The 23,516-nt window shown below is 67.2% G+C and carries 18 protein-coding genes and 1 riboswitch; of the genes, 12 read left to right on the top strand and 6 right to left on the bottom strand.

Annotated features, from left to right (window positions below):
• Positions 1-4: 4 nt before the first annotated feature.
• Complete coding sequence (locus BUC15_RS01800; protein ID WP_073185862.1) at positions 5-1,672, bottom strand: DUF885 domain-containing protein; 1,668 nt, start codon at positions 1,670-1,672, stop codon at positions 5-7.
• A gap of 56 nt (positions 1,673-1,728) precedes the next feature.
• Positions 1,729-1,787, top strand: a riboswitch (guanidine-III (ykkC-III) riboswitch).
• Between the two features lie 21 nt (positions 1,788-1,808).
• Between BUC15_RS01800 and BUC15_RS01795 the strand changes: the two genes are divergently transcribed.
• From BUC15_RS01795 to BUC15_RS01785, 3 genes are all read left to right on the top strand, one after another.
• On the top strand, positions 1,809-2,123 hold the full coding sequence (locus BUC15_RS01795; protein WP_073185861.1) for a DMT family transporter: 315 nt from the start codon (positions 1,809-1,811) through the stop codon (positions 2,121-2,123).
• Positions 2,120-2,479, top strand: coding sequence for a DMT family transporter (locus BUC15_RS01790; protein ID WP_073185860.1), 360 nt, complete (start codon positions 2,120-2,122; stop codon positions 2,477-2,479). The genes BUC15_RS01795 and BUC15_RS01790 overlap by 4 nt, the downstream gene beginning before the upstream one ends.
• Before the next feature lie 549 nt (positions 2,480-3,028).
• Positions 3,029-3,493, top strand: a complete 465-nt coding sequence (locus BUC15_RS01785; RefSeq protein WP_073185859.1) for a hypothetical protein — start codon at positions 3,029-3,031, stop codon at positions 3,491-3,493.
• A gap of 24 nt (positions 3,494-3,517) precedes the next feature.
• On the opposite strand, the gene BUC15_RS01780 is transcribed toward BUC15_RS01785, so the two are convergent.
• Entirely contained in the window at positions 3,518-5,398 is a 1,881-nt protein-coding gene (locus tag BUC15_RS01780) for a penicillin-binding transpeptidase domain-containing protein (protein WP_073185858.1), read from the bottom strand.
• Positions 5,399-5,585: 187 nt separating this feature from the next.
• Between BUC15_RS01780 and BUC15_RS01775 the strand changes: the two genes are divergently transcribed.
• Together BUC15_RS01775 and BUC15_RS01770 are read left to right on the top strand one after the other, a co-directional pair.
• Positions 5,586-6,791: a TerC family protein gene (locus tag BUC15_RS01775; RefSeq protein WP_073185857.1), complete on the top strand. Its 1,206-nt coding sequence runs from the start codon at positions 5,586-5,588 to the stop codon at positions 6,789-6,791.
• Positions 6,792-6,796: 5 nt separating this feature from the next.
• On the top strand, positions 6,797-8,134 hold the full coding sequence (locus BUC15_RS01770) for an MFS transporter (RefSeq protein WP_073185856.1): 1,338 nt from the start codon (positions 6,797-6,799) through the stop codon (positions 8,132-8,134).
• Positions 8,135-8,137: 3 nt separating this feature from the next.
• Here BUC15_RS01770 and BUC15_RS01765 read toward each other — a convergent pair whose 3' ends face one another.
• On the bottom strand, positions 8,138-8,788 hold the full coding sequence (locus tag BUC15_RS01765; RefSeq protein WP_073185855.1) for a response regulator: 651 nt from the start codon (positions 8,786-8,788) through the stop codon (positions 8,138-8,140).
• Positions 8,785-9,996, bottom strand: coding sequence for a sensor histidine kinase (locus BUC15_RS01760; RefSeq protein ID WP_084189284.1), 1,212 nt, complete (start codon positions 9,994-9,996; stop codon positions 8,785-8,787). The genes BUC15_RS01765 and BUC15_RS01760 overlap by 4 nt, the downstream gene beginning before the upstream one ends.
• A 318-nt stretch (positions 9,997-10,314) precedes the next feature.
• On the opposite strand from BUC15_RS01760, the gene BUC15_RS01755 reads away from it, so the two are divergent.
• Positions 10,315-11,532 (top strand): dicarboxylate/amino acid:cation symporter, encoded by a 1,218-nt coding sequence (locus BUC15_RS01755; protein ID WP_073185853.1) that lies wholly within the window; start codon positions 10,315-10,317, stop codon positions 11,530-11,532.
• Positions 11,533-11,781: 249 nt separating this feature from the next.
• On the opposite strand, the gene galE is transcribed toward BUC15_RS01755, so the two are convergent.
• Entirely contained in the window at positions 11,782-12,771 is a 990-nt protein-coding gene (gene galE / locus BUC15_RS01750; protein ID WP_073185852.1) for a UDP-glucose 4-epimerase GalE, read from the bottom strand.
• A gap of 110 nt (positions 12,772-12,881) precedes the next feature.
• On the opposite strand from galE, the gene BUC15_RS01745 reads away from it, so the two are divergent.
• Positions 12,882-13,505, top strand: coding sequence for an MBL fold metallo-hydrolase (locus BUC15_RS01745; RefSeq protein ID WP_073185851.1), 624 nt, complete (start codon positions 12,882-12,884; stop codon positions 13,503-13,505).
• 283 nt (positions 13,506-13,788) lie between these two features.
• Here the strand turns inward: BUC15_RS01745 and BUC15_RS01740 are convergent, their stop codons facing one another.
• On the bottom strand, positions 13,789-14,394 hold the full coding sequence (locus BUC15_RS01740) for a TetR/AcrR family transcriptional regulator (RefSeq protein WP_073185850.1): 606 nt from the start codon (positions 14,392-14,394) through the stop codon (positions 13,789-13,791).
• A gap of 131 nt (positions 14,395-14,525) precedes the next feature.
• Between BUC15_RS01740 and BUC15_RS01735 the strand changes: the two genes are divergently transcribed.
• The 5 genes from BUC15_RS01735 to glpK all read left to right on the top strand — a co-directional run bounded on the left by BUC15_RS01735 (position 14,526) and on the right by glpK (position 23,403).
• Positions 14,526-17,201, top strand: a complete 2,676-nt coding sequence (locus tag BUC15_RS01735; protein WP_073185849.1) for an MMPL family transporter — start codon at positions 14,526-14,528, stop codon at positions 17,199-17,201.
• Positions 17,198-19,627 carry a YhgE/Pip domain-containing protein gene (locus tag BUC15_RS01730; RefSeq protein ID WP_073185848.1) on the top strand — a complete coding sequence of 810 codons (2,430 nt, stop codon included), beginning with the start codon at positions 17,198-17,200 and terminating at the stop codon, positions 19,625-19,627. The genes BUC15_RS01735 and BUC15_RS01730 overlap by 4 nt, the downstream gene beginning before the upstream one ends.
• Positions 19,628-20,025: 398 nt before the next feature.
• The gene (locus BUC15_RS01725; protein WP_073185847.1) at positions 20,026-20,874 is read left to right on the top strand and encodes a hypothetical protein; all 849 of its coding nucleotides are present in this window, start codon (positions 20,026-20,028) and stop codon (positions 20,872-20,874) included.
• A 202-nt stretch (positions 20,875-21,076) separates the two neighbouring features.
• Entirely contained in the window at positions 21,077-21,841 is a 765-nt protein-coding gene (locus tag BUC15_RS01720) for an MIP/aquaporin family protein (protein ID WP_073185846.1), read from the top strand.
• 41 nt (positions 21,842-21,882) lie between these two features.
• Positions 21,883-23,403, top strand: a complete 1,521-nt coding sequence (gene glpK, locus BUC15_RS01715) for a glycerol kinase GlpK (protein ID WP_073185845.1) — start codon at positions 21,883-21,885, stop codon at positions 23,401-23,403.
• Positions 23,404-23,516: the final 113 nt, after the last annotated feature.

Raw genomic sequence — 23,516 nt, 5'->3', positions numbered from 1 at the left:
CGCGTCAGGCCCGGCGCAAGGCCTCCTGCAAGACGTCCAGGCCGACGGAGCCGAGGTCGAGCGCCCTGCGGTGGAAGCCTTTGAGGTCGAAATTGGCGCCTTCCCGGGCCGCAGCCGCGTCCCGCGCCTGTTCCCACAGCCGCTGACCCACCTTGTAGGAGGGCGCCTGCCCCGGCCAGCCGAGGTAGCGGTCCAGCTCGAAGCGCAGGAAGTCGCCTTGCATGCTGACGTTCTCACGCAGGAAGCCCCACGCCTTGTCGGCGTTCCAGGTGCCGCCGCCGGGGAACTCCTTCCCCAGGTGAACGCCGATGTCGAGCACGACCCGCGCGGCCCGCAGGCGTTGCGAGTCGAGCATGCCCATCCGGTCGCCCGGCTCGTCCTGGAACCCCAGGTCGGCCATCAGACGCTCCGCGTACAACGCCCAGCCCTCGCCGTGGCCCGAGACCCAGCACAGCAGGCTGCGCCACTTGTTCAGTTCGGAGGCGCGATACACGGCCTGGCCGATCTGCAGGTGATGGCCGGGCACGCCCTCGTGGTAGACCGTCGTCTTCTCCTGCCAGGTTGAGAATGTCTCAACACCCGGCGGCACCGACCACCACATCCTGCCGGGCCGGGAGAAGTCGGCCGATGGGCCCGTGTAATAGATGCCGCCGTCCTGGGTCGGCGCGATGCGGCACTCGAGCCGACGCAGCTGCTCCGGGATGTCGAACTGGCTTCCGGCAAGGGCCTCGATCGCGGCGTCGGAGGTTTCCTGCATCCAGCGTTGCAGCGCGTCGGTGCCGTGCAGTTGGCGGGTGATGTCGGCGTCGAGCTTGGCCATCGCCTCGGGGGTGGTGGTCCCGTCGCCGTAGAGCTGATGCGCGATCTCGTCCTGCTCCGCGATGATCCTGGTGAGTTCTGCTCTTCCCCATTCGTAGGTCTCGTCGAGGTCGATGGCCGCCCCGAGGAAGCTCCGGGAGAACCGCTCGTAGCGTTCCCGGCCGACGGCGTCGTCTTCCGGGGCTCGGTCGTGGAGTTCGGCAAGGGCGACCGCGAGCCGCTTGTAGGCGGCGCGAGCGGCGTCGGCCCCGCGGGTGAGATCGGCCGCCAGGGTGGCAGGCACGTCTGCCCCGGCGGCGAGCCCGCCCCAGAAGCCGTCGTGCCTTGCGAGTTCGCGGGCCTGGTCGACGCCGATGTCGATCTGTCGCCTGGCCGGGAACGGACCGTCCGCGCGTGAGGCGGCGTGCCGCAGTGACGCGATGTAGCCGTCGACGCCGTCGGGGACCGCCTGCATGCGGGCCGCGATGTCGGCCCAGTCGTCGTCGGTCTCGTTGGGCATCAGGTCGAAGACGCTGCGGATGCCCTGCAGCGGAGAGGAGATGTTGTTGAGTTCCGCGTAGCCCTCGCCTGCGTCGTGCAGCTCGAGTTCGAGGGAAAGCCGCTCGATCATGGCCGCCCTGGTGACGGTGTCGACGTCGTCGAGCGGCTCGGTCGCCTCAACCCGGCGCAGCGTCTCGCGGGTGGCGTTCGCGACGGCGTCGCGGCCTTCAGGGGAGAAGTCGTCGATCGCGCGTTCGTCGCCGGGGACGCCGAGCGAGGTCGCCGTCAGGGGGCTCAACGAGGCGACCTTGCCGACGTATTCGTCGGCGATGCGGTCGAGGGGGGTCGAGGTGCGCGGCGCTGGCTCTGTCATGCTTCGACGCTACCACCAGCCGTTTCGGGGCTTGTCGACCGCTGTTTGATACTCTGTGCTCGGCGCCCCGCCCCGGACGACGGATCAGTACCCGGTCAAGACAAGACTGGCCATCCGATCGGAAGGAAGGCCGAATATGGACTGGGTCATTCTGCTGGCTTCGGGGGTTCTCGAGGCGGTGTGGGCGACGGCGTTGGGACGCTCTGACGGATTCCGCAGGCCCTGGCCGACGGTCGTTTTCGTCGTCGCATCGATCCTCAGCCTTGTCGGCCTCGGCATTGCGTTGCACACGCTGCCGACGGGTACCGCCTACGCGGTGTGGACGGCGACCGGGGCGTCGCTCACAGTGATCTGGGCGATGGTCACGGGCACCGAGCGGGCCAGCGTCGCGAAGGTGTTGCTGCTGGGCGGCATCGTCGTGTGCGTGGTCGGTTTGAAGGTGCTGGCATGATGGCGCGGTTCGTGGTGGGACGGCGGTTCGCGTGGCCGGTGCTGCTACTCAGCGCCGTACTGGAGGCGGTGTGGGCCAACGCGTTGTCGGCGAGCAGGAGCTTCACCGAGCCGGTGCCGACGGCGGTGTTCGCCGTTGCCACCGTCGCATCCGTGATCGGGCTCTCGATGGCCATGAGACACATTCCGACCGGGACGGCCTACGCGGTGTGGACGAGCGTGGGGACGGTCTTGACCGTCGGCTATTCGGTAGCGGTCGGTGCCGAGTCGATTTCGCGGTTGAAGGCGTTGTTTCTGGCGGGAATCGTGGGGTGTGTGATCGGGTTGAAACAGCTCGACGCCAGGAGTGGCGACTGATCGGTGCCGAGGTCGGCCGGGATCGGGGCGTCGGTGGGAGGTAGGCGACGGACTCGTCCCGCGAAAATCGACCAGTGGTCGATTCTGCTCCGTCTGGGGTCGAGTATGGGCCAGTGCCTGGGTTCTGCCTCGACGGTCAACCCGCGAAAATCGACCAGTGGTCGATTGTGCTCCGTCTGGGGTCGAGTATGGGCCACTGCCTGACGTTTGGGTTCGGCCTCTGGCGGGTGAAGGTCGTCGAGTATCGGCCAGTGGCCGATTTTGCTCCGTCTGGGGTCGAGGATCGACCAGTGGTCGATTTTCGGTCGTCCTTCCCGCATGGGACCCGGGCCTATCGCGCCCACCGGGCCTATCGCGCCCCCCGGGCCTATCGCGCCTTCCGCGCCTACCGCGCCCCACCGCGGTCACCTCGCCTCACCGCGGCCCACCACTCCCCATCGCGGTCACCGCGCCCCACCGCGGCCCACCACTCCCCATCGCGGTCACCGCGCCCACCCCCAACCTGAACGAGTCGTCGAAGCCTCAATGTGGCCGCTGCTACCTTGAGGCATGGGCCTTGAACTCATCCCGCTGCTGGCGACGCAACTGATCCTCCTCGCGCTGTACATCGTCGGAGTCGTCCGCAGCCGGGGAGCCGCCAGGGTGCTGCTGGCCGTCTGGGTCGGGCTGACCGCGGGCGGCATCGTCCTCTCCGTCATGCTTGAGCAACTGATCGTGTCGTTGAGCATCAGCGGCTATTCGCTACTGGTCGGCATTGTCAACTTTGTCGGCTCCGCAGTACTCGGCGTCGCCTTGATCATCGGCCGACCTGGCTACCGAGGCGGGCTGACGCACCAGCAGCCGACCTGGACGGCGCCACCGCCAAATCAGCACGGCGGGACCCCGCAGAACCAACCCCAGTATCATCCGCAGCAGCAGTACCAGCAGCCCCAGTACCAGCAGCAGTATCCGCCGCAGCAGGGGCCGACCCAGCAGTACCCGCAATCGCCCTGGGGCCAGGACCGGCAAGCCTGACGCAGGCCGATTCCCGGCGGCCGCTCAGCTGAACAACTGGACGATCAGCGGTGCCGCCGTCGTGCCGCCCGAGTCTCCCACCTCAACGAACGCTGACACCGCGTATCGGTCGTTGTAGGCGATCATCCAGGCGTGGGTCTGCTGTGCACCGGCCTCGCCCCACTCGGCGGTGCCGGATTTCGCGCCGGTCATGATGCCCTTCAGCCGGGTGCCGGTGCCCGAATCGACGGTCGCCGTCATCATCGTCTGCAACTGTTGGGCCTCCGCGGCCGTCAGCGGGGCGGCGGTCGACTCGGCCTGATGCCCCTGAACCAACCAGGGGATCACCGTCTGCGACGAGGCGACCGAGGCGGCGACGGCCGCCATCCCGAGCGGCGACATGGTCACCTGCCCCTGGCCGATCTTGGACGCAGCCAGGTCGATGGCGTTGCCGGGCTCGACGGTGCCGAAGTTCGCCGTGAACCCCGCGTCGTAGTCGGTGCCGACCCCGAGCGACCCGGCCGCCGAGTGCAGTAGGTCGCCCGTGACGCCGGTGGCGCCAGCGAAGACGGTGTTGCACGAGTACTTGAACGCGTCCGTCAGCGACACCGCACCGAGCGCAGAGGACGGGTAGCTCGAGTAGTTGCCGAACGTGTAGGTGCCCACCTGGAGGGTGGAGAGGCACTGCACCGTCGACGTCGGTGTCGACCCGGCCCGCAACATCGCCAGCGCGGTGGCGACCTTGAATGTGGAACCCGGCGCGTACTTGCCATAGGTGGCATAGGGATAGGTGCCGGCCGACGGCGACTGCGCCGCGGCCAACACTCCTCCAGTCTGGGTGTCGATCACGACCAGCGTCGCCAGGCCGGTCTGGGTGCTCAGCACCGACTCGGCCTTCGTCTGGAGTTCGCGGTTGAGGCTGAGCGTGATCGGCTTCCCTACGCTGGCATCCTGCTGGAACAAGACGGTGATGCCCTGATCCTCGACCCCCGAGCGGCCGACCATCTCGACCCTGCGGGCCGGGACCCCTCTCAGGTCTGCGTCGTAGCGGGCCTGGAGGCCCGAGAGGCCGACCCTGTCGAGCGAACTCAGCTTCCCGTCGGAATCGTCGATCATCTTCTGCGTGGGTTGGCCGACTGCGCCGAGCAGCGACGCGGCGAACGTGTCGCTCGGCCCGACGACGGCCGACACCTCATTGACTAGGCTGCCGGGCACGTCCGAGACGGCGGCGGGGATGTTCTCCTGTGCGATGGTCGTGGCGACCACGAACGCCTGCGGCCCGTTGGCCTCCACCTTCGCCTGGAAATCGGCTACGTCCACACCGAGCAGCGTGGCGATCTCCAGCGCCGATGACGCCCACTCGGCCTCGGTGATAGCGCCCTTGTTGAGCCCGACCTCGTAAAGGGATCGCTCCTCCACGAGCGCCAGCCCGGTCGAGTCGTTGATGGCTTGGCGCTTGGACTCCGTCTGGATGTGACGCAGCCGCGTCTCCGACGTGAGTTCCGGTGCGATGACGCTCGGCTCCCAGTCGAAGACCCAGGTGTCGCCGGATAGCCGGAAGCTCGCCCTCGTTGAGTAGTGCCACCCTGCGGTGCCGAGATTCGGGTAGTCGACCTGCAGCGTCGCCGTCGCGGTGTCTTGGGTGTACTCGATGTCGCCGAGCGTGAATGAAGGGTAGATGCCGTCCATGCCCGCGAAGATGGTTGTCAGGTCGGCCTGCGCGGTCGAGCCGCCCTCCACCGTCCTGAGCGTCGTGAGGTCGTTGGCGTTCAGGGCGTCGACCACCTCCTCCGCCTGTGGGGCGGCGTCTGGCAGGTTGTCGGGGCGCACGGTGCCGGACGGTTCGGGCTCGGGTGCCTGCCCGCCTGGGGTACAGCCCACCGCGAGAAGTGCGACGGCGAACAGTGCGGCCAGAGTGCGACGCATCGAGAAACCTCCTGTGATTGCCCTGCCCACAGGCTACCGGTCCCCACCGACAGGTTCCGCGCCGGCCATGTTGGTTGGGGGATCGCGGGCCGGTTGGGTATCCTTGAGGGCAGTCATCGACGTTGGCCCTTAAGGGTACCGATGGCAGAAACCACAGATTTCTCGCCTTCCATGGAGCAACGCCTTGATGCCCTTTTCCTTGCTGACTACGAACGTTTCCCTGAATATCTGGCTCATCACCATCGTGGTGATCGCAGGCTTGCTGGCGTTCGACTTCTTCTTCCACGTGCGTAAGGCCCACGAACCGACCCTGCGTGAGGCCGCGATCTGGTCGGCCATCTACGTCTCCATTGCCCTACTGTTCGGGGTGGTCCTGTGGATCTTCGGTGGCCACGGCATGGGCGTCGACTACTTCCAGGGCTACATCCTGGAGAAGGCCCTATCGGTCGACAACCTCTTCGTCTTCGTCGTGATCATCGCGAGCTTCGCGGTGCCACGCGCCGATCAGCAGAAGGTGCTGCTGTTCGGCATCGTCTTCGCCCTGTTCGCCCGCGCCGGGTTCATCTTCCTCGGCATGGCGATCATCAACACCTTCTCCTGGGCGTTCTACCTCTTCGGCCTCTTCCTGATCGTCACGGCCGGTCGCCTGCTCGCCCCCGAGAAGGAAGGCGACGACGACGCGGACAACTTCATTATCAAGCTCGCCAAGCGCTTCCTCCGCACCACCGACCACTACGACGGCGACAAGCTCTTCACGATCGAGAACGGCAAGCGGGTCCTCACCCCGATGCTGCTGGTCATGGTCGCCATCGGCGGCACCGACATTCTGTTCGCGCTCGACTCGATCCCAGCCATCTACGGCGTCACCGACAACGTCTACATCGTGTTCACCGCGACAGCGTTCTCCCTGATGGGGCTGCGTCAATTGTTCTTCCTCATCGACGGCCTCCTCGACCGGCTCGTCTACCTCAAGTACGGGCTGGCGGTGATCCTCGGCTTCATCGGCGTCAAGCTGATCCTGGAGGCGCTGCACGAGAACCGGCTGCCGTTCATCAACGACGGTGAGCCCGTCCACGTCTTCACGTTCAGCCCCTACATGTCGCTGGCCGTCATCATCGGGGTCCTGACGCTCACCGTGATTGCATCGATGGTCTCGCCGAAGGGCAAGATGATCTCCGCAGTCCGGGCGCTGCACCGACACGCGCACGCCTACAACAACACCGCCTACCACGGCGATGCCGGCGACCACGAGGTCCACTACGAGAAGATGCTCGCCTCCGAGACCGCGCTGATGAGGTTCGACCAGGCCAAGATCGGCGAGTTGATGAAGGAGACCGGCACGGACTGGGAAGTCGAGCAGGCCCGCCGCAACTTCGCCGGAAACGCAAACTGAACCAGATGTCGATCATCACCGCCGTTCGACGGCTCTGGCGCCACGCGCCCTTCCGGCGTCTCCTGACGCTCAGGGTCCTGAGCCAGGCCGCCGACGGCACCCTCCAGGTCGGGATGGCCTCCTACATCCTGTTCTCACCGCAGTCGCAGCCCGACGCCTGGGCGATCGCCGGCGTCCTGGCGTTGACGCTCCTACCGTTCACGGTGATCGGGCCGTTTGTGTCCCCGCTGCTCGACCGCTGGTCGCGTCGCAACGTCGCCCTCTACTCCGACATCACCCGTGCGGCGCTCAGCCTGATCATCGCCGCGATCATCTTCACCGGCGCGACGACCGGGGTCTGGGCCGTGGCGCTCTACGGGGCGTTGCTGGTCGCGATGAGCATCAACAGGTTCATGCTCGCGGGGCTGTCGGCGGGGTTGCAGCACACCGTCGACCGGGATGAGTTCCTGACGGCGTCCTCGATCGTGCCGACGATCGGGCCCATCGGGGTGGTCCTCGGGGCGGTCATCGGGTTCGTGGTGCGGTTCGGCTTCGCCGACCTTCTCGGGGCAGACAGGGCCAACTCGCTCGTGTTCGTCATCGCCGCGGCTGGGTTCGTCGGCTCGGTGCTGATCTGCCGCGGGTTCGCGCCCGGCGCGCTCGGCCCGTCGGCGACCGGGGAAAAGTCGTCGTCCGGCGGTGCCGCGTCGGTCGCTCGGGGGCTGGTGGAGGCCTGGCGGCACCTGCGTACGCGTCCGGCTGCGCTCGTTGCCCTGATCCTGATGGTGGTCACGCGGTTGTTGTTCGGTTTGCTGAGTGTCGCGGTGATTCTGGCTGCTCGCCACCTATGGCATCCGGTCACCGACCCGGACGCGGCGTTGGCGGACCTCAGCGTCTGGGGTGTGGCGACCGGGGCGGGGTTCATCCTCGCGGCGCCCCTCGTGCCGGTGCTGGTGCGCCGATTCGGCCTCGGGCGTTCGGCGGTCGGTATCCTCGTGGCGGCCGCGGCCGTGAGTATGGTGACGGTCTTCACCTCGGCGAAGGCACCGCTGTTTGTGGCGAGTTTCCTTATCGGGCTCTCGGTGCAGTCGTTCAAGGTCTGTGTCGACACGATCGTGCAGGCCAATATCGACGGCCGCTACAAGGGTCGGGTGTTCACGTTCTACGACATGGGCTACAACGGTGGTTTCGTGCTCGCAGGGGTCGTCGCGGCATTCGTGCTCCCGGCTGACGGTATCTCAGTGGTCGCCTTCGCAGGCATCGCGGTGGCCTACTGCCTGTCCGCGGCCTGGTTGGCGGCATCCCGATCCCGGCTGGGGGCGGAGACCTTCGAGCGGGGCACCGAATCGTTGGTCGCCGACTGAAGATCAGTCGCCAAGCCCTTCCTCAAGGGCGATCAACACGAGACCGACGCGGTCCCTGGCGTCGAGCTTGCTCAGGAGGCGGCCGATGTGTGTCTTGACGGTGCCTTCGGCCATGTAGAGACGCTCAGCGATTTCCTGGTTGTTGGCGCCCCTTGCGACCTCCCCGAGGACCTCCCGTTCCCGTTCGGTCAGCGTGTCGAGCCGTCCGCTGGCGCCGGGGTCGCTCTTCGGGAGCAGCCCGGCGAAGTGGGTGAGCAGGCGTTTGGTGGTGGACGGCGCGACCACGGCATCCCCGGCGGCCACCGACCGGATGGCCCCGAGTAACTCTTCGGGGAGGGCGTCTTTCAGTAGGAACCCGCTGGCCCCGCCTCGCAGCGCGGCGAAGACGTACTCGTCCAGGTCGAACGTGGTCAGCACCAGCACCTTCGTGTCCAGGCCCAGCCTGCTGATCTGCTGGGTCGCCTCCGCGCCGTCCATGACGGGCATCCGGATGTCCATCAGGACGACGTCGACGGGCCGCGTCCGGACCATGGCGACGGCGTCGCGACCGTTGTCGACCTCGCCGACTGTCTCCATGTCGTCGGCTGAGTCGATCAACATCCTGAATCCGCTGCGCACCAGTGACTGGTCGTCTGCCAGTAGCACCTTGATCACTTGTAGGCCTCCTTCAGCCAGCTCTTTCCGATTCGGTTGGGCATGGGAAGCCCGGCGCGCACCTCGTAGCCACCGCCGGGCCGTGGCCCGGCTTCCAGAGAGCCCCCCATGGCGGTGACGCGTTCACGCATCCCGGCCAGCCCGGACCCATGGCCGTCGGAGGAGGAGAGGGACCCGATGCCGTCGTCACTGACGGTGATCGTGATGTCGTCGGGGCGGTACTCGATCAGGACGCGAGCGGTCGCCGTCGGGCCGGCGTGTTTGAGGAAGTTGGTGGTCGCCTCCTGCACGATGCGGTATGCGGCCAACCCCAGCGACTCCGGCACGACCGGGGTCTCCCCGCGGGTGGTGAGCGTGATCCGGTCGCCGGCCGCCGCGACGAGGTCCGGGATCTGGGTGAGCGTCGGTGCCGGGCCGAACCGTGCGGACTCGGTCTCGCCTCTCATCAGCGAGACGATGCGGCGCACCTCCTCTATGGATCTGCGGCCGGTGTCCGCGATCACGGTCAGGGCCTGCACCGCAGCCTCTGGCCGCTTGTTCGTGAGTGCCTTTGCGCCCTCCGCCTGCACCACGATCACCGAGAGGGAGTGCGCGAGCACGTCGTGCAACTCCTGCGCGACCTCGGCCCGTGCCCGGCCCGTCACCAGTTGGGACTCCTGTTCGCTCTGCCGTCTCGCAGCGGTGAAGCGTTCGGTGACGATCTCCCGGTCGAGCGTCGCGTTCAGCACCCGCTCCCGCATGTAACGCCCGCTGAGATACGCCAGGGCGACCAGGGCCGCGCAAAGCAGCACCACGATGGTTGTACCGAGGAACCGGTAGCGCTCATCGAGCGTCCGGGTCCACGACATCGGCCCGACGACCGAGGCCACGACTCCGACGACCACGACGGGGAGCAGGCCCGAGATCTGGCGGTAGCGGGCGACGCTGTAGACCACGACCGGCACCGCGAGAAGAGCCGGCATCGGAACCGTCAACATGTAGGCCATCCCGACGCCGGCGAGCGTGACGATTCCGAGACTGACCATCGGGGCGACGCGCCTTGTCACGACCGCAGAACACATCACCAGCGACCAGACAAGCGAAGGGGTCCGCGCCTCGTAATCGGGGATCATGAGGAGGGGGGCGAGGGATGTGATTGCAAGTAACCCGGCGAGCGCCGCGTCGCTCAACACCGTGCGGGTCTCCCGAGACCACCGAGACTCTTTCATGATGCACCAACATTAGTGCGACGGGTCGGGGGACGATGTCAGACCCGGGGCGACAGTTGGCCGACCCAGGTCTTCACCTCGCCCCCGTCGCTGGGACCCGAAGCCTGTCGCGGCATAGATTGGACCCATGATCCGAAAATTGCTCTGGTTGGTGGCGGCATTCGCGCTGGTGTGTACGGCGACGAGCCTGGTCGATCGCAGCAGGGCCGCCCGTCGCCGCGAACTCTGGTCAGAGGCCACCGACTGATCCTCCGCGTCAGCGGGCAAACCTCCATTGGTGGTTCAATAAGGCGACTCGTTCTACCTGAGAGGCCAACGATGGCGAAGCTGCCCAAACTGAACCTGCTGCTCAAGGTCCTGATCGGCATAGTCCTCGGCATCGGGCTCGGCCTGATCATGCCCGAGGTACTGGTTCGGGTCTTCGTGACCTTCAACTCCCTCTTCAGCAACTTCCTGGGCTTCATCATCCCGTTGCTGATCGTCGGGCTCATCACCCCAGCCATCGACGAGTTGGGCAAGGGCGCGGGCAAGTGGCTCGCGATCACTGCGGGGATCGCCTACCTCTCGACGATTCTGGCCGGTCTCCTGTCCTGGGGCACCAGCATGGTGGTCTGGCCCCGCCTCCTCGCAGGCACCGACGTGACCGAACTGGCCGACCCCGAATCCGGGCTCGCCGCCCCCTTCTTCACGATCGAGATGCCCGCGATGTTCGGGGTGATGTCGGCGCTGGTCTTCGCTTTCACCGTCGGCGTCGCCTTGACGGCGTTCGATGCGCCGGCCCTCCATCAGGTGTTCAGCGACTTCCGGCAGGTCATCAACATCGTGATCAGCAAGGTCATCGTCCCGCTGCTGCCGCTCTACATCTTCGGCATCTTCCTGAACATGACCTACGCGGGCCAAGTGGTGGCCGTGATCGGCGCCTTCTTCAAGGTGGTCATCGTGGTCTTCCTACTCACGGTGGTCTATCTGATCCTGCAGTATGTGGTGGCTGGAGCGATCGCCAAGAAGAACCCGTTCGTGATGCTTCGCGGCATGCTGCCCGCTTATGCGACGGCGCTCGGCACGTCGTCCTCGGCCGCCACCATCCCGGTCACGCTCCGATCTGCCATCAAGATCGGGATCTCGGAGAACATCGCCTCATTCGTAATCCCGCTGTGCGCGACCATCCACCTGGCTGGCTCCACGATCAAGATCACCGGGTTCGCCCTCGCGATCATGGTGATGTTCGGGATGGAGACGCCGCCGATGCTGATCCTCGGATTCATCATGATGCTCGGGATCGCGATGATCGCCGCCCCGGGGGTGCCTGGCGGCGCCATCGTCACGGCGTCCGGCCTGTTGGCGAGCACGTTGGGGTTCACGCCGGAGCAGGTCGGCCTCATGGTCGCGACCTACATCGCCATCGACTCCATCGGCACGGCAACCAATGTGACGGGTGACGCGGCGATCGCGGCCATCGTCGACAAGCTCGCGGGCCATCCTGGCCACGTCGACCTCGGGTTGCACCTGCCGGACGGGGAACCCAGCCAGGCCTGAGCGTGGGCTGAGCGGGGCCGTGCGTTGGTTGAGCCGCGCCGAAGGAGCGCAGCGACGCCTGCGCGTGTCGAAACCGTCGTGACCTTGTCCGGGGAGTCTCTCCAAGAATTGGTGGTCGGGATTCTGCACCGTGTGCCGGGTGGTTTCGTCACCGGCCCGGCGCTTCGCGCTGGGGGCCGGGCTCAACCAGCGGTCGGTTGAGCCCGGCCGTGAGCGGCGACGGGCGACGCTCCGCTCCCATCGAGCTTCTCAGTAGCCGAGGATCTCCTTGCGGACCGGCAGCCACGCGATCGCGTCGCGGACGGCGTCCTGTTCGGAGAGCTGCGCCTCCCAACCAAGGACGTCCTTGGCCTTCGACGAGACCGTGTAGACGCCTGCCACGTCACCGGGGCGCGAAGGGCCTTCCTGGATTTTCAGCGGGTCGCCCGAGATCGCCTCGAACGACGCCGCAAGCTCCTTGACGGTGACACCGTTGCCGGTGCCGATGTTGAACACCTGGTAGGGGCCATCTGCGGTCGCCTTGTCGAAGCCCTCCAGCGCAGCGACGTGCGCCTTGGCGAGATCCCAGACGTGGATGAAGTCGCGGATGCCGGAACCGTCACGGGTAGGCCAGTCGACACCGGTGACGGTGAAGGTCTCGTGGTTGACCCAGGCTTCGAGCAGCTTCGCCAGCACGTGGCTGGGACGCTCGAGCTGCTGGCCGGAGCGGAGCTTGGGGTCGGTTCCGATCGGGTTGAAGTAGCGCAGCGACAGGACGCGCACGTCGGAGGCCTTCGTGAAGTCTTCGAGGACCATCTCGACCATGAACTTCGTGCGTGCGTACGGGGAGCCGGGCTGCAGCGGGGAAGCCTCGGTGACGACGAAGTTCTCGTCGGGGGCGTAGATCGAGGCGGAGGAGGAGAAGAGGAAGCGGTGGACACCGTTGCGCTGGAGGCCCTCGAGCAGCGTGACGGTCTTCGACACGTTGTTCTCGTAGTACGCGAGGGGCTCGGAGACCGACTCCGGCACGATGATCTTGGCGGCGCAGTGGACGACCGCGTCGATGCTCTGCTCGGTGAAGATCCGGTCGAGCAGGGTGGAGTCGGCAATGTCACCTTCGTAGAGCGTCCGCTCACCGATGAACTCACGACGACCGGTGGAGAAGTCGTCGAGGATGACGACCTGGTGCCCGGCGTCCTCGCAGGCCGAAGCGACGGTGCTACCGATGTAGCCCGCCCCGCCCGTGATCAAGATCTGCATGTGCTTCCTTCCTCAGGTTGAGCCTCCATCCTAGAACCGTGGCCCCCGTGCCCGTAGAGGTGGGCGGTACTTGCGAGCGGACATGCCAGACTGGCGCTGAAGGAGGACCTATGAATGCGCACATCGAAAGGCTCGTCACAGCCGGCAACGTCGATCCCGGAGGGCCACCGGTACATGAGAACAACGTCTGGTTCGTGGGCGACGACCGTCAGGTGATCGTCGTCGACCCGGCGCACGATGCGGACGCCGTTGCCCGGGCGGTGGGGGGTCGTCGGGTGGTGGCGACCCTTCTTACGCACGGGCATTGGGACCACGTGCGGGCGGTGTTGGACTTCGCCAAGCTGGTTGGTGGCCCGGTGTTCCTGCACCCGGCAGATGTCGAGCTCTGGAGGCAGAGCCACGACGACGCGGGGTTCGAGCCGATCGGCGACGGGCAGGTGTTCGACGTGGCCGGGGTGTCGCTTGAGGCCAGACACACCCCGGGGCACACGCCGGGGTCGACGTCGTTCGTCGCCGCTGGGCTCGGGGCGGTGTTCACCGGCGACACCCTCTTCGAAGGTGGGCCTGGGGCGACCCGCTGGGACTACTCGAGCTTCCCGGGCATCATCGAGTCGATCCGCACCCGGCTGCTGACGCTGCCGGCCGACACCGTCGTCAACACCGGCCATGGGCCGTCGACGACGATCGGTGCGGAGGCTCCGCACCTGGGGGAGTGGGTCGCGCGGGGTTGGTGAGGGTGGTGCGCTGGGGCTGGCTGGGGCGTTGAGCACTATCCAGGACTCGATGGGCGATCAGACACGTTGGAACGTTCAACCGTCCAACGAACCCGGAATAGTGCTCAAGGCGGGCTAGACGCGACCTGGCGCCGTCCAAACCGAGCCGCGAGGTCAGCTGGTGACATCGTCGCCGTCGACGATGTCCCCGCGGTTGGGGCGTTGAGCACTATCCAGGACTCGTTCGACGACACGCCGCAGTTGGGCGTCATTTCGGCAATCGAACCCGTAATAGTGCTCAAGGTCAGACCCGACCCGCAGCCGGGTGGTTGGGGACGGCGAGCGCCTCAATGGTGGCGGCCATGAGGCGCAGGTTCGCGCCGTCGTGGGCCAACAGCGGCGAGAAGTAGAGCGCCTCGCACAGCCTCAACAGGTCGTGGACCTCGACGCTGAAAGTGCAGTCCGCCTGAACCGTGGCCCACTCGACCACCTCGATCAGCGGGGGCCACATGTCCTCGCGGGCCTTGGCCAGCCGCTCGGCCAGAGCCGGTTCCCGAGCAGCCCGAAGTTGCATCTCGACCATGGTCTGTCTCCGGTCCGGGCCGAACGCGGTCGCCTCGAAGAGGCGGGTCACCAGCGACCCGAGCGGGGCGCGCGGCGTGGCCTCGCTCAGCGTCACGCGACAGGCCTCGATGCTCTCTTCTGCCATGTAGCGGGCGACCGCCTCGCAGACGTCGTCCTTGGTTTCGAAATTGGAGTAGAACGCGCCCCTGGTGAACCCGGCCGCCTCACACAACTGCTCGACGGAGGTGGCGTCGATCCCGTTGCGCCCGAAAAGGTCGAGAGCTGCCAGCACGAGCTTTTCGCGGGTTGCGCGGCGTCTCGCGGTCTCTGGGATCGGCCTTGGCATGTTTCCTCCGGGGGCGGGACGGTTCGGGTTCAGACCACGAGTGTCCCACAGTCCGAGTCGGTTTGGATACGTCAGTGTATTGGATACACTCCTGTCTTGACTGTGGTCTGCTCGTCTGAAGGAGTTGCGGGATGTCGGCTTGGCTCTATGCCCTCGGACGCTGGTGCTATCGCCGGAGGAAGACCGTCATCGCGGCTTGGCTCGCCACCCTCGTGGCGCTTGGCGGCCTCGGCGTCGCGTTCATGGGCTCGTTCAACAACGCGTTCGACATCCCGTCCTCGAAGTCCCAGGCCGCGCTGGACAATCTCCGGATGACCTTCCCTGAGGCCGCGGCCCTCTCCGCCACCGCGGTGGTGGTCGCCCCCGAAGGCGACACCGTCGAGGAGTACCGCACCGAGATCGAGGCTGCCGTCGAGGAGTTCGGCCAAGTCGACGAGGTCGAGACCGCGACCTCGCCGTGGAGCGAGCTCGCCACAGGGCTGGTCTCAGACGAGGGGAACGCGGCGGTCATCCAACTCGGCCTCGACTTCCCCGGCGTCACCCCGACCGCCGAAGATCTCGCCCCCGTCACCGCGGTCGCCGACGACCTCCGGGATTCGCTGCCCGAAGGCGCCATCGTCACCATGGGCGGGGAGGCATACAACATCGAACTGCCCGCGCTCACCGTCATCGAGGCCATCGGGCTCGTGGTGGCACTGGTCGTCCTGACGGTGCTTCTCGGCTCCCTGGTGGCCGCCGGTCTGCCGCTGCTGACGGCGATCACCGGCGTCGGCATCGCGATGTCGATCATGCTGTTGATGACGAACCTGTTCGACATCAACTCGACCACCCCGTTGCTTTCGGTGATGCTCGGCCTCGCCGTCGGGATCGACTACGCCCTGTTCATCCTCTCCCGCCACCGCGACCAGTTGCGCGAGGGGATGGACCCCGAGGAGTCCGCTGGGCGCGCCGTCGGCACCTCGGGTTCGGCGGTCGTGTTCGCCGGGCTGACGGTGTTCATCGCCCTGATCGGGCTCGGTGTAGCCCAGATCCCGTTCCTGACGGTGATGGGCCTGTTCGCCGCGGCCACGGTGGCGATCGCCGTGCTCATCGCCCTCACGTTCCTGCCCGCCCTGATGGGTGTGATGGGCGAGCGCATGCGACCCAAGCCCAGGAAGGCCGTCGCGCCGGGGCATGCGAAGAAGGCCAGGAATCGCAAGGGCGCGTTCGAGTGGTGGGTCGGCGTCACCACGAGCCACCCGATCGTCACCATCGTCATCGTCGTCGCCGGCCTGGTGGGGCTCACAATCCCGACGGTCGGGCTGCAGGTCTCCCTGCCCAACGCCGGGCAGCAGGCCGCCACTTCCCCGGCCAGGGTCGCCTACGACCTGATGGACGAGCACTTCGGCCCCGGCTCGAACGGGCCGATCATCGTCACCGCAGACATTATCGGTGCGACCGACCCCATCGGGGTGCTCGACGGGCTGAAGGCCGACATCGAGGCGATGCCGGGTGTCGCCCAGGTGCCCATCGCCACCCCGAACGCCAACGTCGACACCGGCATGATCCAGGTGGTACCCACAACCGGCCCGGACGACCCGGCCACCGCCGACCTGGTCCGATCGCTCCGCGACCACCACGACGACTGGGCGAGTCGCTACGGCGTGTCTACCTCGGTCACCGGGTTCACGGCCATCGCGATCGATGTGAGCGACAAGCTCACCGAGGCGCTGCTGCCGTTCGGCATCCTGGTCGTCGGCCTGTCCCTGGTGCTCCTGGCCGCCGTGTTCAGGTCGGTGTGGGTCCCGGTCAAGGCGACGCTCGGCTACCTGCTCAGCGTCGGCGCTGCATTCGGCGTCACCACGCTCGTGTTCAATCATGGTTGGCTCAAGGAACTCGTCAACCTTGAGAAACCGATGCCGGTGATCTCGTTCCTGCCGATCCTGCTGATGGGCATCCTCTTCGGGCTCGCGATGGACTACGAGGTGTTCCTGGTGAGCCGCATGCGTGAGGAATACGTGCACGGCAAGAGCGCCGTCGAGGCCGTCCGAAACGGGTTCGTCGCCTCCGGACCGGTGGTCGCTGCCGCGGCGGTCATCATGTGCTCGGTGTTCGCATTCTTCGTGCCGGAAGGCATGGCCGCGATCAAGGCGATCGCGCTGGCGTTGGCCGTCGGCGTCGCGGTGGACGCGTTCCTGGTCCGCATGACGTTGGTGCCCGCCGTCATGACGCTGCTCGGCGACAAGGCGTGGTGGCTGCCGAAGTGGCTCGACAAGCTGCTGCCGACCTTCGACGTCGAGGGCGAGGCGCTCACCACCGAGATGGCGCTCCGAGGCTGGCCGGGTGACGACTCGGTCGCCTTCGCCGACGGCCTCACCGTCGAAGGCATCGTGCAACCGATCCACCTGCGCCTGGTGCCCGGCAACGTGGTGGCGATGGTCGGCCCGGTCGGGGCCCGCACCGGCGCCGCGCTCGCGCTGAGCGGTCGCCTCGAGACCACCGGCGGCAAGGCGCGCGTCGCGGGGGCTCTGCTGCCGCAGGGCGCGGGGCGCGTTCGCCGCCGCGTCACCTACCTCGACCTTGCCGTGGTAGACGCCCCCGCCTCCGCGCTTCGCAACGCGGCGAGCGGCACCGTCGTGTTCGTCGACACCGTCGAACTGGCCGACGGCGACGCCGCCCGGGAAGCCCTCGACGGGCTCATCGCCCGCACGCGGGAGTCGGGTGGGGCCGTCGTGCTCTGCGGCTCCAGCGTGGAGAGCCTCAGCGGGATCGAAATCGATGGCACCTTCACAGTCCCGAACGCAACGCTCGAGGGGAGCAACGCATGACCACCACCAACCGCAACTGGGTGCAGCTCGTCGCCCTTGCGCTCGTGCCGCTGCTTGCCGCCCTGGCCCTGATCGGGCTGGTCGGGGCGCGTGCCGATTCCGCGGTGAGCGCCGCGGTCGTCAACCTCGACGAGCCGGTCACCGTCAACGGGCAGTACATCCCGATGGGGCGCCAGTTCGCGGCCGCGATCATCGACCGGGACGGCGACAACATCGACTGGACCCTCGCGGACGCCCCGAGCGCCGCGTCCGGCCTGAAGACCGGGAAATACTCCGTCGTCGTCACGATCCCCAAGGATTTCTCCGCCGCGGCCACCTCGTTCTCGGCCAACGACGCCGAGACGGCCAAGCAGGCCACCATCGGCGTCCAGGTCAGCGAGAACGCACCCGTGACGGACGCGCAGGTCGCCCAGGAGATCTCCCGCCTGGCGGTCGACACCATCAATTCGACGCTGACAAGCGGATACCTCGACGGGATCTACGTCGGGTTCAACACCGTCGGCGAACAGTTCACCACCATCGTGGATGGCGCGGGGCAGCTTCACGACGGCGCCACACAGCTGGCCGACGGGGTGGAGGCCGCCACGCAGGGGGCGACCCAGCTCAGCGCAGGCATGGCCCAGCTGCAGGACAACGGCCCGTTGCTGGTGGACGGCGGCAACGAGCTGGTCGATGGCATCGGCGACCTGTTGGACGGCACCGCGCAACTTGATGACGGGGCTGACCAGCTGGCCGACGGCGTCGGCCAGTTCGCGTCCCAGACCCCGCAACTGGTCGGCGGCGTGGAGCAGCTCGCGGAGGGTGCCGATCAGCTCCTCGGCAACTTGCCTGCCTTCGCCAACGGTTCGGCGGCCGCCATCGGCGGGGTCACGGAGCTTCGGAAGGGGCTCGACGCCGTGATCGCCGGGCTCGAAGGTGCGGGAGTCGGCGACCTCAGCGGCCTCGATCAGCTGGCCTCCGGCGCGAAGGGTGTGCAGCAGGGCGCCGCCGGGCTCTCCTCCGGTCTCCAGCAGGTCAGCGGCGCGCTGGGTGGCTATTCGCAGGGCCAGCTCGACGACACGGCCCGCGGCGTCATCGCCGGCGTGAACGCGCAGTTCCAGTGCCCCGTCGCAGACCCTCAAACCTGTGCGCAGCTTGAGGCGGTCTTCGCCCAGGGCGTCGGCGCGGGATTCCAGGCGGGCACCGGGGTCGCGGCCGGCATGCTGACCACCTCGGACCCGGCCACCGGACAGTCGCTGGTCTCCGGTGCCGGGGCGCTCGCCACGGGCGCCGGGCAGCTCTCCGACGGTGTCGGCGCCGCCGTCGAGGGGCTCGGCGGCGTCGGCGACCAACTCGGTTCACTGAACGACGGCCTCACGAAACTGCGTGACGGTGCCGCGACCATCGAGACCCAGGCCGCGCCGCTTGTCGCCAACGCCCCGGCGATCGCCGCGGGCGCCACCGAACTCAACACCGGCATCCAGCAGTTGGGCACGCAGGTGGGTGCGCTGCCGGACGGCGTCAACCAGCTTTCGACCGGCGCGAGGCAACTGGCCGACGGCGTCGCGGAACTGGACACCGGCGTCGGCACCCTGCGCGAAGGCGCAAGCACCTACGTCGACGGCGTGTCCGCCTTCGTCGACGGCGTGGGCTCCGCAGCAGACGGAACCAGCGACCTGACCGACGGGATGGTGGAGCTCTCGGCCGGTGCCACCAAGCTGAGCGACGGCATCGGCACGTTTGCCACCGAATTGGCCAAGGGAGCCGACCAGGTGCCCAGCTATTCGCAGAACGACCGGGAGCAACTCTCCAAGGTGGTCTCCAGCCCCGTCGAACGCACCGATTCGCTTGCCACGTCGACCCAGGTTCCGCTGGTGTCCCTGCTCCTCCTGTCGGGGCTCTGGCTGGGGGCGCTGGCCGCGTTCACCGTGTACCGACCGGTGCCACGCGATGTGGTCGCCTCGCGGGAGCCCAGCGTCATGTTGTGGCTGAAGTCGCTGTGGCTGCCTGCCGCCATCGTCGGTGGCCAGGCGCTGGTGCTCGGGATCGTCGGCGGTGTCGTGCTCGATCTTGGAGTCGGCAAGACCATTGCGCTGATGGGTGTCCTCGTGCTGCTCGGCGCGTCGTTCGTGCTTGCCAACCACGCATTGGCGGGCTGGCTCGGGCATGCGGGTCGTGCGGTGTCGGTGTTGCTGTTGGTCCTGACCATAGGTGTGGGGATCTCATCTTCGCTCGCCTGGCTCGGCCCGGTAGCGGCGGTCTCGCCCCTGCAGAACGGGTTGGAGTTGGTGCGGACCTGGCTGTCGGGCGGCAGCGGCGAGGTCGGTATCGCGGCGGTCTCGGTGCTGATGTTCATCGTGGCCGCAGCGCTGTCGTTCCTGTCGATTTCGAGCAGGCGGCGCCTCAGCGTCGACCGGTTCCGCCAACGCCTGACCAGGGCGGCCTGACCAGGGCGGCCTGACCGTCGGGCTGCTGACGGATAAGTGCGGTCAGAACGACGTTTTCGGATTCTGGGCCGTTTACGGAGCATCGCGCCGCACTTTTCCGGATGTTTGTGCCGCCGACAGTGCGGGACACCAGGGATTGGACGGCGATACCAGCGCTCAGACGTCGTCACCAGCGAAAGCGCTGGTTACCAGGGGAATACGGCAGGTGTCGGGGCTTTTCGTTGGTATCGGCGATCCGACCGACGACCCGACCAACGACCCGACCGACGATCCGGCAGCCCAAGCCTGTCGGAACCAGCCGAGCGGTGACACCCCCGGCCACTATGGTGGGTTGCGACGGGGCGTCCAAGCAGACAGAGCCGCCGTCACTTTGAGCACACTGCATCACAGGGGGCCCCATGACACGCGGGATGTTCGACTGGGACGACGCCGAGGTCGCCCCGGCTGCCACTTTCTCCGAGGCCACTGAGGTCGTGACCGAAGTACCGACAGCCCCCGTTGATCCGGTTGACCAGAGCCCGCCCGAGGACGATCCCCTGGCCGCGCCGACCTACGCCTCGTCCGAGTCCGACGCCGAATCCGACGACGTCGACGACCATGGCGACGGCGGGTTCTCGGACCAGGACGGCCTCGTGCGGGTCTGGCTCGAGGACGGACGACTGGTCAGGAACCGCATCAGCCCCATCTGGTTCTCCAAACTGGCGCGTCGGGACAAGCTGCAGAACCACTTCCGCGAAGCCCTTGCCCTAGCCCTCCTCGACGGCGCCATGCAGGCACGGGACGCCCTAGACCCGGAGCCGCCCGGCCCCCTTGCCGAACTGGCCGCGTTGCCCGACGAGATCCGCGCCGCCGTCGACTCCCTGCCTCCGCTCAGCGGGGAACTGGTGGCGGCCATCGAGGAGGTGGCCGATGAGCTGGGGGCCCGCACCGAAGTTGCCCTGGCAGCGCAGGATGCCTCCCGATCTGAGCCGCGGACCTTCGTCGGCCGCTCGCAGGGCGCGAGTGTCACCGTCGACCAGTGGGGCAACGCGATCGAGGTCGACTTCGACGAGCGGTGGCTCGACCGGGCACACGTCGGGGCGCTCGTCACGCACGTGCAGCTGGCGGCCGATCGTGCGCATGCCGAGTTCGTCGCACACCCGGAGGCCAGCGAGGTGGATGGCCTGCTTGAGGAGCAACGGATGCTGTCGATCCTCCTGACTGCGCTCCTCAACCCGGACACCGATGCTGGGCGCGCAGACCGGTAGAGACCCCGCCGTAGATCTTAAGAGTGCCTGGTCGTAAGTCACGAGTGCAGCAGCCCACCGATCTGCTGCACAGTCGTGCAGCGAGCTTGCAACGTTGTGCAAAATCGCGGTTGGCTTGGCATTGGACGACACGGGGTCGTTCATCAAAGCGCGTCAGAAGTGGCGCCTAGCTGACAAAGCTGTCAGGAACGGAGCTTCAACTATGTCGTTGGGAGTCATCTTCATATCGGAGGTCGTCGGCACCGCCATGCTCACCCTGCTGGGCTGTGGTGTGGTCGCAAATACCGCCCTAGCCAAGAGCAAGGGCAACGGCACCGGCTTCCTATTCGTCAACTGGGGCTGGGGTCTCGCCGTCTTCGCCGGCGTGCTCGTGTCCTACCAGTCGGGCGGCCATCTGAACCCTGCCGTCACCCTCGGGCTGGCCTCCACCGGCATCGAAGAGTTCGTGCCGGGGATCGCAGTGGGTCCCGCCTCCATCGCCACCTACCTCGCGGCCGAGATGACCGGCGCCTTCATCGGTGCGGTGCTCTGCTGGGTCGCCTACAAGCAGCACTTCGACAAGGAACCCGATCCCGGCTCGAAGCTCGGTGTGTTCGCCACCGGCCCCGCGATCCGCAGCTATGGCTGGAACTTCCTCACTGAGGTGATCGGCACGTTCGTGCTTGTGTTCGTCGTCATCGCGGCCGGCAACTTCACCAACCACTCCGGCGTCGGCCCGGCAAACCTCGGCTGGCTGGGCGCCCTCGGTGTCGGCCTCCTCGTCGTCGTCATCGGCACCGGCCTCGGCGGCCCGACCGGGTACGCCATCAACCCCGCCCGTGACCTCGGCCCGCGCCTGGCGCACGCCGTCCTGCCGATCAAGGGCAAGGGCAGCTCCGACTGGGCATACTCCTGGGTCCCGATCGCAGGGCCGATCGTCGGTGGCGTCCTCGCAGGCGTCCTCTCCGGCGTACTGCTCCCGGTCTGATCCCGCACCGAATCCACTAACACACAAGGAAGTGTCAATACATGTCTGACAAGTACGTAGTAGCAATCGATCAGGGCACGACCAGCTCGCGGGCCATCGTCTTCGACCACAAGGGCACCATCTTCTCCGTCGCTCAAAAGGAGCACGAGCAGATTTTCCCGCGCGCCGGCTGGGTCGAGCACAACCCGATCGAGGTGTGGGACAACGTCCGCGCCGTCGTCGCCGACGCCCTCTCGCAGAAGTCGCTGACCCACAACGACATCGCCGCGGTCGGCATCACCAACCAGCGTGAGACGACCGTCGTCTGGGACAAGACGACCGGTGAGCCGGTCTACAACGCGATCGTCTGGCAGGACACCCGCACGGCCAAGATCGTCCAGGAACTCGGGGGTGAGATCGGCCAGGACAGGTACAAGGACCGCGTCGGGCTGCCGCTGGCCACCTACTTCTGTGGCCCGAAGGTCAAGTGGATCCTGGACAACGTCGACGGCGCCCGCGCCCGTGCCGAGGCAGGCGACCTGGTCATGGGCACCATGGACACCTGGGTGCTGTGGAACATGACCGGCGGGGTCGACGGCGGCGTCCACGTCACCGACGTGACCAACGCCTCGCGCACCATGCTGATGGACCTGAAGACCCTCGACTGGGACGCCGAGATCGCCGCGGACATGACCATCCCGGTGTCGATGCTGCCCGAGATCAAGAGCTCCGCCGAGGTCTACGGCATCGGCCGCACCCAGGGCATGCTCGCGGGCGTCCCGATCGCCGGCATCCTGGGCGACCAGCAGGCAGCCACCTTCGGCCAGGCCTGCTTCGAATCCGGCATGGCGAAGAACACCTACGGCACCGGCAACTTCATGCTGATGAACACCGGCACCGAGATCGTCCCGTCGAAGAACGGGCTGCTCACCACCGTCTGTTACAAGATCGGCGACCAGCCCGCCGTCTACGCCTTGGAGGGGTCGATCGCCGTCACCGGTTCGCTCGTCCAGTGGCTGCGCGACAACCTGCGCATGTTCGACTCGGCACCCGAGGTCGAGACGCTCGCCGCGACGGTCGACGACAACGGCGGCGCCTACTTCGTGCCGGCCTTCTCGGGCCTGTTCGCACCGTACTGGCGCTCCGACGCCCGCGGCGCGCTCGTCGGCCTCACCCGCTACGTCAACCGTGGCCACATCGCCCGCGCCGTCCTGGAGGCGACCGCCTTCCAGACCCGCGAGGTGCTCGAGGCCATGGAGGCCGATTCGGGTGTGAAGCTCGCCGAGCTCAAGGTCGACGGCGGCATGACCGCCAACGAGACCCTCATGCAGTTCCAGGCCGATGAGCTCAACGTCGCCGTGGTGCGCCCCGTCGTCGCCGAGACCACCGCGCTCGGCGCCGCCTACGCCGCAGGCATCGCCGTCGGCTACTGGGACGGCGAGCAGGACGTCATCGACAACTGGGCAGAGTCGAAGCGCTGGACGCCGAGCATGGATCGGGATGAAGCCGACCGTCTGTTCCGCAACTGGAAGAAGGCCGTCACGCGGACCTTCGACTGGGTCGACGACGACGTCATCGAGTGATCTGACCCACCCGTCTCGGGGGCGTCGGCTTCGGCCGATGCCCCCGTTTCATATTCCGACGAACCGTCTGGCACGATCGTCGGGGCGGACTGCATCCGTCCGATCCGTTCTCT

Source organism: Tessaracoccus bendigoensis DSM 12906 (assembly GCF_900141915.1).
GTDB classification, from domain to species: Bacteria; Actinomycetota; Actinomycetes; order Propionibacteriales; family Propionibacteriaceae; genus Arachnia; species Arachnia bendigoensis.
The sequence above is the reverse complement of the archived record's forward strand: the minus strand, read 5'-3'. Positions and strand labels throughout refer to the sequence as shown.

Coding starts and splice junctions, on each gene's coding strand:
- BUC15_RS01795 (WP_073185861.1), top strand. CDS start 1,809: ATGGACTGGGTCATTCTGCTGGCTTCGGGGGTTCTCGAGGCGGTGTGG.
- BUC15_RS01745 (WP_073185851.1), top strand. CDS start 12,882: ATGAATGCGCACATCGAAAGGCTCGTCACAGCCGGCAACGTCGATCCC.
- glpK (WP_073185845.1), top strand. CDS start 21,883: ATGTCTGACAAGTACGTAGTAGCAATCGATCAGGGCACGACCAGCTCG.
- BUC15_RS01735 (WP_073185849.1), top strand. CDS start 14,526: ATGTCGGCTTGGCTCTATGCCCTCGGACGCTGGTGCTATCGCCGGAGG.
- galE (WP_073185852.1), bottom strand. CDS start 12,771: ATGCAGATCTTGATCACGGGCGGGGCGGGCTACATCGGTAGCACCGTC.
- BUC15_RS01725 (WP_073185847.1), top strand. CDS start 20,026: ATGACACGCGGGATGTTCGACTGGGACGACGCCGAGGTCGCCCCGGCT.
- BUC15_RS01720 (WP_073185846.1), top strand. CDS start 21,077: ATGTCGTTGGGAGTCATCTTCATATCGGAGGTCGTCGGCACCGCCATG.
- BUC15_RS01800 (WP_073185862.1), bottom strand. CDS start 1,672: ATGACAGAGCCAGCGCCGCGCACCTCGACCCCCCTCGACCGCATCGCC.
- BUC15_RS01760 (WP_084189284.1), bottom strand. CDS start 9,996: ATGAAAGAGTCTCGGTGGTCTCGGGAGACCCGCACGGTGTTGAGCGAC.
- BUC15_RS01770 (WP_073185856.1), top strand. CDS start 6,797: ATGTCGATCATCACCGCCGTTCGACGGCTCTGGCGCCACGCGCCCTTC.
- BUC15_RS01775 (WP_073185857.1), top strand. CDS start 5,586: ATGCCCTTTTCCTTGCTGACTACGAACGTTTCCCTGAATATCTGGCTC.
- BUC15_RS01755 (WP_073185853.1), top strand. CDS start 10,315: ATGGCGAAGCTGCCCAAACTGAACCTGCTGCTCAAGGTCCTGATCGGC.
- BUC15_RS01780 (WP_073185858.1), bottom strand. CDS start 5,398: ATGCGTCGCACTCTGGCCGCACTGTTCGCCGTCGCACTTCTCGCGGTG.
- BUC15_RS01730 (WP_073185848.1), top strand. CDS start 17,198: ATGACCACCACCAACCGCAACTGGGTGCAGCTCGTCGCCCTTGCGCTC.
- BUC15_RS01785 (WP_073185859.1), top strand. CDS start 3,029: ATGGGCCTTGAACTCATCCCGCTGCTGGCGACGCAACTGATCCTCCTC.
- BUC15_RS01740 (WP_073185850.1), bottom strand. CDS start 14,394: ATGCCAAGGCCGATCCCAGAGACCGCGAGACGCCGCGCAACCCGCGAA.
- BUC15_RS01790 (WP_073185860.1), top strand. CDS start 2,120: ATGATGGCGCGGTTCGTGGTGGGACGGCGGTTCGCGTGGCCGGTGCTG.